A 10,898-nucleotide genomic window follows, 5' to 3' on the forward strand; every position below is an offset into this window, starting at 1 on the left:
GTGCTCCCCTGTCATGCCGGGCGTTGATGGATCGGGTCCACCCAAGCGACGGCGCTGGGGGTTTCCACCGGATCGATTGCGAGATTGACCACGACCGCCTCGTTATCCGAACGAACCAGCATGCAGTCCAGCCGCTCGTTGGTGCTGGCGTTGATTTCCTGGTGCGGCACGTAGGGCGGGATGAAGATGAAATCACCGGGCCCGGCTTCGGCGACATATTCCAGCCGGTCGCCCCAGCGCATCCGCGCCCGGCCCTTGACCACATAGATGACGCTTTCGAGCGCGCCATGGTGATGGGCGCCGGTTTTGGCGCCAGGCTCGATCGTGACGGTGCCGGCCCAGAGTTTCTGGGCGCCGACCCGCGCGTGATTGATTGCGGCGGCGCGGCTCATGCCGGGGGTTTGCGGCGTGTTCGGGTCGAGTTGTGTGCCAGGGATGACGCGGACGCCGTGATGGCGCCAATCGGGGTGATGGGACGTGGTCATGCTCGGCTCCGCTGCGGTCCGGGGTCGGGAATTGAGGCGATCGCCCGCATGTGGGTTATGCCGCCACCTGGCGCAACCCCGCCTGTAGCGCGCGGCGCGAGGTTGCGAGATGGGTGGCCATGGCGCGGCGTGCGGCGTCGGCGTGACCGGCGCGCAGCGCGGCGAGGATGGCGCCATGTTCGGCGATGGCGATGCGGCAGCGATCGATCTCCTGCTGCTTGTCCCATTGATAATGATAATGGAACAGGAACGAGACGATGTCGAAGAAATCGCGGGCGAAGCGGTTTTCCAGGTGGCCGATCAGCCAGAGATGAAAATCGCGGTCGAGCGGGGCGAATTCGGCGTGGCGCGTGGCGAGGTGGGCCTCGATGTCGCGGTGACGCTCGATCATGGTGTCGGTCATGGTGGCCAGATCGGCGCGCGCCGTGGCGGTGACGCGGACGATCGCCGCCATTTCGATCAGTTCACGCATGTCGGCGACTTCAGCGGCGAAGCGGGCGTGGAATTCCTGCAGCACCCAACCGCCGCGCGGTTGCTTTGCGATCAGGCCGAAGCGGGAGAACCCGATCAGGAATTCACGCACCGAGACGGTACTGGCGTTGCTGTCACGCGCGAGCTCGGCTTCGGAAAACATGTGACCGGGCCGCCAGTCGCCCTGCAGGACGCGCTGCATGAACACCAGCTCGATCTGATCCTGCGGGCCGGCGGTTTCAGCATCCCCGAAATAATCGGTCGGTCTGGGCTTACGCCGCACCGTGACGCCGGATTGATCGCGGTGCAGCACGCCGAGCGTGATCAGCCGGTCGATCGCGGCGCGCACCGTGGTGCGGCTGACGTCGAACTGGCGGGCGAGAGCGCTGTCTGACCCGATGACCGTGCGTTCGAGCGTGGCGACATGGGCAAGCAGGGAATTGCTGGTACGTTTGAGCAGGGTATTCGGCTTAGCCATAATGCCGCGAGCCTATCAGTGGAACGAGGGTGATCCGGCGATGACGCGATGGCGCCGGTTTTCGGGTTTTCATTTTGTCGCAAGCGGCGTCGGATTGGCAAGGCCGAAGGGATCGACGCCGGTGATTGCGGCGTTGGCGTTCATGCCCGGTTTCGGCGCGGAGCGGTGGCCGCGCGACCGGGGCGCCGCCCGTGACGATGGGGCCGAGCGGGGCGCTGGACGCCGCCGCATTGATGAGCGGGCGGCTGGGGCGGTTTGACATCGTGGTTCTCCCTTGGACGTTCCGGTTTTTACGTGGTTCCCTCATCGCCGGGTCGTGGGGATTACACGATTTCGTGTGCCTGCGCCACGGTCGAAGGCGAATCCGGGGCGGTCCGCCGCATTTCATTCCGCCTCCACTTGCGCTAACCCAGAAGTCATGACTCTGGAGCAGTTGCGGATATTTGTCGCGGTGGCCGAACGCGAACATGTCACCCGCGCGGCCGAGGCGCTGAACCTGACGCAATCGGCCGCATCGGGCGCGGTTGCGGCATTGGAGCGCGAATTCGCCACCAAACTGTTCCATCGGATCGGCCGCGGTATTGCGCTGACCGATGCGGGGCATCTGTTCCTGGGGGAGGCGCGCGCGATTCTGGGCCGCGCCGAAGCCGCGACGGCGGCGATGCGGGAGGTTTCCGGCCTGGCGCGCGGGCATCTGGCGATCAAGGCGAGCCAGACCATCGCCAATCATTTTCTGCCGCTGCGGCTGGTGGCGTTTCGCCGCGCCTATCCGGGGATCAGCCTTGCGGTGTCGATCGGCAACTCGGCGGATGTGGCGCAGGCGATCACCGAGGGGCAGGCCGAGATCGGCTTCGTCGAAGGCCCCGGCGACACGCTGGTGCACCCCCATATCGCGGCCGAGCCGATCGCGCATGACCGGCTGGTGATGGTGGTGGCGGCGGATCATCCGTGGGCGGGGCGCAAGGACCTCACCGCGCTCGATCTCGCCTGCGGCACCTGGGTGCTGCGCGAGGATGGCTCCGGCACCAGGGCAGTGTTCATCGAGGCGATGGCGGCGCTCGGCGTCGCTTACGCGGCGCTCGACATCGCCATCGAACTGCCGGCCAATGGCTCGGTGCTGACCGCGGTGATCGGCGGCGCGGGGTCGACCATCCTGTCCGAACTGGTTTGCGCGGATGCGATCGCCGCCGGCAAGCTGATTGAAATTCCCATCGAACTGCCGCGACGGACCTATTTCGCGGTGCAGCATCAGGATCGCACCCGCACCCGCGCCGCCGCGGCACTTCTGGCGACGCTGCGCCAGACCTGAGGATCGCGGCGGCGCGGGGAAGGACGCGCGAACGGACGATCCGCGTTGATCTGGATCAAAGCGGCGGCATGAGAGCGGTGTAACCTCATGCCATGTTGTCGTCATCTCCGCCTGTTGTGCCGGTCGATGATGCGCTGATTGTGGTTGAGCCATTGGTCCGCGCACAGATCGATCCGAGTTATCCGATCATTCAGATCGCCATGCCGGAGATCGGCCGGGCGGAGTGGCGGCAGTTTGCGCAGCGCAGCATTGGCGCCGCGCCCGGTCGGCGCGGGATTTTGACGGCGCGCCGGCGAGCGCGAAACTTTCCGAACGGCCTTGCGTGCTATCAATGTGACAGCGGCCTGTCGAACGGGCGCACGCTGCTTGCCCGTCCGGTGATCGCGGTCGATCTGCTCGATCCGACGCAGATCATACTCAATCTGATTACCGGCCTGGCCGGGATCGCTCGGACGCATGGGTGCCGGACGCTGCGCGTCGTGATCGCCGACAGCTGTGATGCCGCACCGCTTCTCGCGGCAATGAGCTACCCCGGCGCCGTCAATGGCGAATACACCTTACGCCTCTGACCCCGGCGGACCATCGGCTCCAGGCCCGCATCATTTTTTCAGACGTAAAATCGGCCCCGTCCGGCTGAGCCCGGGGTTGCTTCAAGGACGATCCATCAATGTCAGACTACACTCTATTCGACGCCGTGCGCGCCGAGCTGCGCGCGCGTCGTACGCTCATCCGCACCAGCGCCGGCATGACCTCGGCTCTCGAAGCCCTGGCCGGCGCCATGCGCGGGTTCCGCGCCTCGATTGAGGCCTCGCCCGAGCTGGCCCAGGTCGAATGCGCCCAACGGCAGCTGCTGGCCGATCTCCTAACCCTCGAACTCTTCGTCGAGGAACTTGGCGATCAGGTGACCGAGCATCGCAATCGCCTCGCCAGCAGCTTCGGCGCACCCGGCGCGCGCTGATCGATCAACCCATCAATCCCCACCCAGCAAACACATGCGGGACGGGGATTTTTTGTTTTCACCCCGAAAACCGTCACCACCGATCGGGCTCTTCCGAAATATTGTCAGTGACATGGTATGACCGGTCGCCGACAGTTTGATCTGCTCAGCCACCGTATACAGCGAGGCATCGCAGTTCCCACGAGAGGCAATATCGGTTAGGATTTGTCATGGCCGGAGAAAAGCCAGCAGCGCGGATCACGGATATGCACACGTGTCCAGATAGCGATGGGCCCGTACCGCATGTTGGCGGCCCTATCATGAGCGGCTCACCGAACGTGTTCATCGGCAACCTTCCCGCCGCTCGAGTAAGTGACAAGGTGACCTGCGTCGGCCCTCCCGACATGATTGCTATGGGTTCGCCAACTGTGCTGATCAACGGCTTGATGGCCGCACGTATGGGTGACCAGACAGCTCATGGCGGTGTGATCGTCGGGGGCCTCACGTCGGTGTTGATCGGTACTGCTGCGGGATCGTCATCCCCACTCTCGTCTCAGGGCGGAGCGCTTGCGCAAGCCGCGAAGGACGGTGGCACGCCATTCTGCGAACATTGTACAAAATGACCGATTACGGTCTCTTATGAATTTCGTTGAACTTAGGTCGGTCTTATGGCCCAGCGACAACTCTCCGCCGCAATCTGTCTTTGCCGTGGTCGACGCGGCGCGCGATTCGAACATTTCAGACTATCTCGCGGCTTTCGGTACGACGGAGACCTGCCAGTGTCTGTGGCAAGGCGACATCTATCTCCGAGCCAGCGACGCCGCACCCTATCTGGTGCGCCTCGATCCGGATGCGGCGCTGACTAGGCTCTTGCTGACTGAGGGGACGGGGAAGGGTTGGATGCTGCCTCTGCGTACCGATGCCTCTTTCGAAGCATTGCGTGCTCATTGCCGGCGATTTCCAGAGGCGCGCCTGCCCGATGGGCGGATCGTACTGTTCCGCTGGTATGACAGTCGGGTGCTGAATGATCTGCTACCTCAGCTCCAGATCGAGGAGCGCCGGGCATTTTTCGGGCCGATTATAACGCTCTGGACCGAAGACTACACAGGAAACTTGGCTGCATCTCACGCGCCGCTGCCGGGTCCCGCGGTTACCCTGCCAATTGGCTTGTTTCCAATACGACCGGACGTTATGGCGGCAATGACCAACCGGGCAGAAAAGGCGATGGAACTGCGGATCGCGTCATTCTTACGCAAAGAATTGCCGGAACAGACTCGGAAGATTGAACAACCCAGGCTGATGGAATGGGTCCATCGAATGCGAGGACGAGCAGCAACCTATGGGGTGGTCACGGAGCGTGGTCTGATGAAGTGGATGATCCTCGGCGCGTATTTCGGTCAACATTTCGACGAGAAGCCGGTGTTCGGTGCGGTGTTGAAAAGTCAAGACATCGAGGGCGTTGGTGATGAGCGGATCGAGACAATATTCCGGGCGATTACGGCTCGGACGGTTTGGAACTGAGCCGTGGGTCCATTCGCGATTCCACTGGAACCATTTCTCGCCGCGCTGGCAACCTATATTCTCGCCGAGGTCGGCATTGATACCACCAAGAAAATACTCAAGCACGCATCCAACGCCGACGACGAGGGTAACGCGAAGCCGGCATCTCCTACTCAATCTTGCCCGGATGCTACGCAAAAAGAACCTGAAATCTCTCGTCAAAAGCAAGATGGGCACATCAAGGGAACGCCTCAAAATGAAAATCGCCTCAAACAAGGCAAACCGACCTCAACATTTGATGGATCCAAGGAAGACGCGGATCAGCTGACGCAGGAGGCCGCGAAGAAAGGTCAGCCTGTTCCCGGCCGGCCAGGTGTCAAGGATTGGAATGCGGGTCGTCGTATCGGCACGGGACCCAACGGTGGCGGTCAAGATGTCGTGCGTGTACATGAGGATTCCCAGGGAAGAATCCATGGTCACCCATCAGGACCGGAGAACTAATATGGACAATGATCAACTACGCGAAAAAGTCACTTCGGATATAATGGCTAATTACCGGGATCTTAACTCGCCTGATTTTCATTGGGTACAGCCTAAATATCTATCTAATCCCTATAAGGATACAATCTCTAAAATAGTTAAAATCGGATTTGATGTAATTGAAGAAACGGACTTAAACGAAGATGTGTCGGTTAATCTGTTTCTTCGCAAAGACGATATAAATTACTTTCTAAGACTTTCACTTATTGGGAGATATGCAATTATATTTCGTCATGACCGTGAATATGGTGATCGGGTTGTTTCACAGATAGACATCCGCGATACTCCGATGCTGCAATCACTAGCCGAAATCCTTGTTGATGATGCAATAAATATAATTGAACAACCAATCGCAGAAACTCCGATTCGGTTAAATCTTTTCAATACCGATATGGATAAAGCTACCTTCTATAACGCTCTGTTCAGCGATGAGCCATTTCCTGGAAAGACAGGGTTCCAATGAAAAAGGATCTCAATTCATGAAATTTTCTATTGGATACAATAAAAATTTGATTTCCTATTGGCGATCATGAACGACCACTGGTCGCCGGACGATATCAGATACGTACAAAACGTGATCAATCATGGTGGATATGAGAATGCAATACAGCATTTCATCGCAATCGCCAATAAAAATGCTGTCTATTCAGTGAACAAGAGACGGGCCTCATCAAATAGATGGACGCGCTCATGGGTGGCTGTATAATTCTACATCAATCGGAGTCTTGCTGCTGTAAAATTTTGTTAAATATAGTTTTTTAAAAATTTTCGAATTTTTCAAATTTTTATCTTTACATTAGAAAAACAAAAGTCTCTTCATTCCCATGTTTCATGGGCGAGGGGGGCTGTATTCAGTTCTTCGCGAACCGACCTCCAACTGGGAAGATGCTGGTCCATCAGTTCAATGAACCGATCCGTGTGGTTCCGTTCCCGAAAATGCGCCAGTTCGTGCACGACGACATATTCCAGGCAATGAGCCGGCTTTTTGATGAGTTCTAGATTGAGCCAGATGCGTTGGGCTTCGATGTTGCACGTACCCCATTTGGTTTTCATGCGTTTGATTCCCCACGCGGGCGGGCGGAGGGCCATCGTGTCGACCCAGCTCATGATCATCGGTGCCGCGCGCGCGCGCAGTTGCTGGCGATACCATGCCAGCATCAACCGCTCGCGGCCTGCCTGGTCGGTTTGTGGTCGAATCTGCAGTTCGATCATATTGCCGTTGCGGATCACGACCCGCCCTGCACTCGCCGCTTCGATCACGCGCAGCCGATAGCGCTGACCCAGGAAATAATGGCTTTCGCCGGAAACATAGACGCGTTCGCTCTGGCGCGTCTGTTCTTCGAATTTGGCTTTTTGCCGTTTGATCCACCCCAGTCGCGTGACGACTGCCAAGCGCACGGCGTCATCGTTCACGGCCAAGGGTGCGGCAACGCGCACCCGCCCGTTCGGCGGATAGACGCCGATATGCAGGTTCTTGATCGCCTTGCGGACGACATCCACCCGCAGACCGCCGACCATCATGTGGCCAATCTCAGTAGTCATTTTGATTCCGGACCAGATCAAAAATGGCGCTCACCTGTGCCGGGTCGGTCAGGTGGGCGGCGATGGCGTTGCGCACTTCCTTTTCCTTGAACCGGTTGCCGCGCCAATCATCCTTCTTGACGAAACGAATCGCGTCGTCGATCGCCGTGGCCAATATCTCATCCTTGCCGAGATTATCATAAAGCGCCCGTTTGGCCGAAGTATTCATCGTCACCGGGTAGGACGCGCCCATGGCCGGGTTTTGTGCCTTTTTGGTCAGTTCGACGATTTTCGCGAGATAGGTTTGGTAGTCCAACGCCTCGGTCTTCCGCTGGGCAATCAGCGCGTCGAGCAGCCCCGACATGGTTTCGTAATATTTCGGATTGATCGGCGTTTCATCGATGATCAGCTTACGGACGTTGTTCTCGATCGTTTCGGCCACCGCCTCCTTGCTGTCGCGGATGCCGGCCGGCAGCGCATCGACCGCATCCTTGCCGCGCTCGACGATCAATTGGACCAGCGACATATCGTCGAATTTCGAGATCACTTCGCTCTCATCCGCGCGGATATAGGTGTCGATCAAATGCCGCATTGCCGGCTCGTACATTTTCAGATCGATGTAATCCGCGCTGATCAGCTTGATCTCGTTGCGCAGTTTCTCGAAATGACCAGCCTCGGCCTTGATCGTCTCGATTTCCGCTGCCGTATATCCCGCTTCCGCCATTTCATTGGCGATATCGGCATAGGCGCGGAGCAGTGCGGCGACCAGCCGATACAGCGCCAGGCGCTTGGGTTCGTTCTCTTTCATCGCGGTCTTGTCGGCCGTGTCGGCGGCGCAGAAATAATGTCGGAAAGCGACATCGTCGCGCGGCGCGGGCACCGGTTCACACAGCGCTTTCACCGCTTCCCGCGCATCCTCCAACCGCTCGCGCGCGCGGCCCAGCCGGTCGGACAGCAATCCGGCGACGTCTTCCTTGGCGTAGCCATCGAGCGCGCCGGTCGTGTAATCATGGACCGAGGTTTCCAGGCTTTTGAACAAATCCCGGTAGTCGATGATGTAGCCGTATTCCTTGTCGTCGCCATCCAGCCGGTTAACCCGGCAGATCGCCTGGAACAGCCCGTGATCGCGCATCTGTTTATCGATGTACAAATAGGTCGCGGGCGGCGCATCGAACCCGGTCAGTAGTTTATCCACCACGATCAGCAGCTTCATCTGCCCCGGCTGCTCGATGAATTTACGCTTGACGTCCTCTTCGAATTTGTCCGGGTCCGTGCCGTTCAGCATCCGGTTGTAAATCTCGTATTGCCGCAGCCGCTCGTTCATCCCTTCGCCGCTGTCCTCGCCCTTGATGTCGGCGGCCGAGGGTTTGTAGGAGGTCACGATCGCGCAATGCCCGGCGAGGTCGGTGGATTCGAGCAATTCGTAGATCTTGCATGCCTGATAGATGCTCGCGGTCACCAGCATGGCGTTGCCCAGGCCGAAGGCCAGCCGTTCCCGCAGCGCCATGTCCATCTGAATATCGGCGACGATTTTTTCCAGGCGGGATCGGCTCGACAGCACTTTTTTCATCGTGCCCCAGCGCTGCTTGAGCTGCGCGCGGGCGAGGTCGGTCAGCGCCACGGTCCGCGCCTCGAACCACTGGTCGATCTTGGCCGGCGAGGTCAGTTGCTGGTCGATATCCCGCGCCTCATAGCGCAGATCGAGCACCACTTTGTCGGCGACCGCCTCGTCGAATTTATAGGTGTGGATATAGGGGCCGAATATTTCGATGCTGGTGCCCTTGTCCGCCTTCAGCAGCGGCGTGCCGGTGAAGCCGATGAACATGGCGTTCGGCAGGAGCGCCTTCATCGCCTTGTGCAACTCGCCGGTCTGGGTGCGGTGACATTCATCGACGAAGACGAAAATATCGCCCTTGGGTGCGAAGCCGGTGGGCAGCGAGCGGCGCAATTCCGCGACGAAATCGGCAATGTCGCGCTCGGATTGATCCTTGCCGCTGAATTTGTGGATCAACGAGCACAGCAGCCAGGGCTCGATGTCGTTCAATCGGGCGATCAGATCGGCGCCGGATCTGGTGCGCATGATTTTTTCATTGACGCCGAGAAACACTTTTTCGATCTGTTGATCGAGTTCGGTGCGGTCGGTGATGATCAGCACGCGCGACCCGGTGACGTGCTCCCTGATCCATTTCGCCAGCCACACCATGGTCAGGCTTTTGCCGGAGCCCTGGGTGTGCCAGATGATGCCGCCCTCGCGGCGCTTTACATGGTCCTGCGCCGCGCGCACGCCGAAATACTGGTTATGCCGGCAGGTTTTCTTGGTGCCGGCGTCGAACACCATGAAATCATGCACGAGTTCGAGGAAGCGCCGCTTCTCGCAAAGCTGCAGCAGCGCGCGGTCGAGCGGGTTGGCCACCTCGCCCGGCTCTTTCCAGGTGAGCCAGTATTTTTCGCGCGTGTCGATCGGCGCGTAGCGCAGCCCTTCGGTATCGTTGCCCGCCATCAGGAGTTGGATGGTGGTGAAGAAGTGCTGGATGAAGATTTTCTTCTGATTGTCGATACTCTGTCGAATCCCCTCGGCGACCGGAACGGTCAAGCGTTTCAACTCCAGCACGCCGAGCGCGATGCCGTTGACATAGAGCACGAGATCGGGCCGCTTGCCGTAGGTTTTGAACCCTCCCGCGGCGCTGCCCGGTTGCACCGTCACTTCTTCGGCGATCGCGAAATGGTTGCGGTCCGGCTGCGCCCAGTCGATCAGCCAGATCGTGCTGGTCTGCTCGCCGACCTCCGCCTTTACCTTCACGCCATAGCGCAGCAGGTCGTAAACGCTGCGGTTGACATCGTAGAGGCTGCGCGATTGGTCGGTGGCGATTTTCTGAAACTCGTAAATGGCGCGGGAGATCAACGCCTCATCGATGCCGCGCCCGGTCAGAAACCGGCGCAGCAGCGCGGTTTCGATATTGGCGTTCTGCTCGCGGTCGATCCAGTTGCCGAGATAGTCGTAGCCGAGTTGATCGCGAAACAGCGCGATCACCCGCGACTGGGTCTTGCGCTCGCTCGGACCGATGGTCGGGTGGAAATCGCCGCTCATATCAGCCTGATCCTTCCGGTGAGAAGTTCCTGCATCATGCCTTGCTTGATGGCGCGCGCCTTGTCGCGCTGGGATTCCAGGCCTGCGAGTTCGGCGTCCATATCGGAGAGAATGGCGGCGATGGCAGATTGTTCATTTTTCGATGATGGAAACGCAAGAGGATACATCTTTAATGGTGTGCGAACAATTTGCGGTTGACCGCTGCCCGTTATACAGAGGTTAAAATCCTGAGACTTCAACAGATGATAGAGAAAAACCTTATCTATATGTGGGTTATTCTCGACATTAACTACCATTGCATTCCCCGTAATCCAACACTTATCAACTGTTCGATTAACGGTCCCGCAAGTTGATCCTCTACATGTAATCGTAATTTGCCATTTTTCATGGTTTGCGCGGTCATAAAATCCGACAATGCCGTTCGCACCATAAACAGGGAATCCGACCTCTTTCAATTGCTGAGCAGAGATTGTTGCGGGTTGATATAACGATGATATCTCACCCAGTAGCTTACTGCTCCAAGCCCCCGTAAACCCCGGCAGGCGGGTTTTGCCGGTGAGGAGTTGTTG

13 protein-coding genes are annotated in these 10,898 nt (G+C 58.8%); 8 read left to right on the plus strand and 5 right to left on the minus strand.

All coding sequences use genetic code 11. The annotated features are described in order from the left end of the window. Nucleotides 1-11: 11 nt before the first annotated feature. Both ACP5E6_RS06950 and ACP5E6_RS06955 read right to left on the minus strand, forming a co-directional pair. The gene (locus tag ACP5E6_RS06950; RefSeq protein WP_427953187.1) at nt 12-485 is read right to left on the minus strand and encodes a cupin domain-containing protein; all 474 of its coding nucleotides are present in this window, start codon (nt 483-485) and stop codon (nt 12-14) included. Nucleotides 486-540: 55 nt separating this feature from the next. Next, nucleotides 541-1,434 carry a GntR family transcriptional regulator gene (locus ACP5E6_RS06955; RefSeq protein ID WP_427953189.1) on the minus strand — a complete coding sequence of 298 codons (894 nt, stop codon included), beginning with the start codon at nt 1,432-1,434 and terminating at the stop codon, nt 541-543. Between the two features lie 40 nt (nt 1,435-1,474). On the opposite strand from ACP5E6_RS06955, the gene ACP5E6_RS06960 reads away from it, so the two are divergent. The 8 genes from ACP5E6_RS06960 (at nt 1,475) to ACP5E6_RS06995 (ending at nt 6,183) form a co-directional block, all read left to right on the plus strand. Further along, on the plus strand, nt 1,475-1,693 hold the full coding sequence (locus tag ACP5E6_RS06960; RefSeq protein ID WP_427953191.1) for a hypothetical protein: 219 nt from the start codon (nt 1,475-1,477) through the stop codon (nt 1,691-1,693). Nucleotides 1,694-1,852: 159 nt separating this feature from the next. Next, the gene (locus ACP5E6_RS06965) at nt 1,853-2,743 is read left to right on the plus strand and encodes a LysR substrate-binding domain-containing protein (RefSeq protein ID WP_427953193.1); all 891 of its coding nucleotides are present in this window, start codon (nt 1,853-1,855) and stop codon (nt 2,741-2,743) included. A gap of 92 nt (nt 2,744-2,835) precedes the next feature. Beyond that, entirely contained in the window at nt 2,836-3,312 is a 477-nt protein-coding gene (locus ACP5E6_RS06970; protein ID WP_427953195.1) for a hypothetical protein, read from the plus strand. A 98-nt stretch (nt 3,313-3,410) separates the two neighbouring features. Next, nucleotides 3,411-3,701: a hypothetical protein gene (locus ACP5E6_RS06975; protein ID WP_427953196.1), complete on the plus strand. Its 291-nt coding sequence runs from the start codon at nt 3,411-3,413 to the stop codon at nt 3,699-3,701. Nucleotides 3,702-3,946: 245 nt separating this feature from the next. Further along, nucleotides 3,947-4,303 (plus strand): PAAR domain-containing protein, encoded by a 357-nt coding sequence (locus tag ACP5E6_RS06980; protein WP_427953210.1) that lies wholly within the window; start codon nt 3,947-3,949, stop codon nt 4,301-4,303. A 16-nt stretch (nt 4,304-4,319) separates the two neighbouring features. Then, the gene (locus ACP5E6_RS06985) at nt 4,320-5,201 is read left to right on the plus strand and encodes a DUF4123 domain-containing protein (protein WP_427953198.1); all 882 of its coding nucleotides are present in this window, start codon (nt 4,320-4,322) and stop codon (nt 5,199-5,201) included. A 3-nt stretch (nt 5,202-5,204) separates the two neighbouring features. After that, nucleotides 5,205-5,681, plus strand: coding sequence for a hypothetical protein (locus tag ACP5E6_RS06990; protein ID WP_427953200.1), 477 nt, complete (start codon nt 5,205-5,207; stop codon nt 5,679-5,681). A 1-nt stretch (nt 5,682) separates the two neighbouring features. Further along, on the plus strand, nt 5,683-6,183 hold the full coding sequence (locus ACP5E6_RS06995; RefSeq protein ID WP_427953202.1) for a hypothetical protein: 501 nt from the start codon (nt 5,683-5,685) through the stop codon (nt 6,181-6,183). 353 nt (nt 6,184-6,536) lie between these two features. Here the strand turns inward: ACP5E6_RS06995 and ACP5E6_RS07000 are convergent, their stop codons facing one another. The 3 genes from ACP5E6_RS07000 to ACP5E6_RS07010 all read right to left on the minus strand — a co-directional run. After that, nucleotides 6,537-7,262, minus strand: a complete 726-nt coding sequence (locus ACP5E6_RS07000; RefSeq protein WP_427953204.1) for a M48 family metallopeptidase — start codon at nt 7,260-7,262, stop codon at nt 6,537-6,539. Further along, entirely contained in the window at nt 7,252-10,329 is a 3,078-nt protein-coding gene (locus ACP5E6_RS07005; protein ID WP_427953206.1) for a type I restriction endonuclease subunit R, read from the minus strand. The genes ACP5E6_RS07000 and ACP5E6_RS07005 overlap by 11 nt, the downstream gene beginning before the upstream one ends. Continuing rightward, nucleotides 10,326-10,898, minus strand: a 573-nt coding sequence (locus ACP5E6_RS07010; protein WP_427953208.1) for a restriction endonuclease subunit S, incomplete at its 5' end; no start/stop codon positions are given. The genes ACP5E6_RS07005 and ACP5E6_RS07010, both read right to left, overlap by 4 nt.

This window comes from Acidiphilium sp. (assembly GCF_049977125.1).
In the GTDB taxonomy this organism is placed as follows: Bacteria; Pseudomonadota; Alphaproteobacteria; order Acetobacterales; family Acetobacteraceae; genus Acidiphilium.

Excerpts from the sequence above, each read along its gene's own strand:
- ACP5E6_RS06985 (WP_427953198.1), top strand. The coding sequence starts at position 4,320 with ATGAATTTCGTTGAACTTAGGTCGGTCTTATGGCCCAGCGACAACTCT.
- ACP5E6_RS06960 (WP_427953191.1), top strand. The coding sequence starts at position 1,475 with ATGACGCGATGGCGCCGGTTTTCGGGTTTTCATTTTGTCGCAAGCGGC.
- ACP5E6_RS06955 (WP_427953189.1), bottom strand. The coding sequence starts at position 1,434 with ATGGCTAAGCCGAATACCCTGCTCAAACGTACCAGCAATTCCCTGCTT.
- ACP5E6_RS06995 (WP_427953202.1), top strand. The coding sequence starts at position 5,683 with ATGGACAATGATCAACTACGCGAAAAAGTCACTTCGGATATAATGGCT.
- ACP5E6_RS06975 (WP_427953196.1), top strand. The coding sequence starts at position 3,411 with ATGTCAGACTACACTCTATTCGACGCCGTGCGCGCCGAGCTGCGCGCG.
- ACP5E6_RS07005 (WP_427953206.1), bottom strand. The coding sequence starts at position 10,329 with ATGAGCGGCGATTTCCACCCGACCATCGGTCCGAGCGAGCGCAAGACC.
- ACP5E6_RS06970 (WP_427953195.1), top strand. The coding sequence starts at position 2,836 with ATGTTGTCGTCATCTCCGCCTGTTGTGCCGGTCGATGATGCGCTGATT.
- ACP5E6_RS06965 (WP_427953193.1), top strand. The coding sequence starts at position 1,853 with ATGACTCTGGAGCAGTTGCGGATATTTGTCGCGGTGGCCGAACGCGAA.
- ACP5E6_RS06950 (WP_427953187.1), bottom strand. The coding sequence starts at position 485 with ATGACCACGTCCCATCACCCCGATTGGCGCCATCACGGCGTCCGCGTC.
- ACP5E6_RS06980 (WP_427953210.1), top strand. The coding sequence starts at position 3,947 with ATGCACACGTGTCCAGATAGCGATGGGCCCGTACCGCATGTTGGCGGC.
- ACP5E6_RS07000 (WP_427953204.1), bottom strand. The coding sequence starts at position 7,262 with ATGACTACTGAGATTGGCCACATGATGGTCGGCGGTCTGCGGGTGGAT.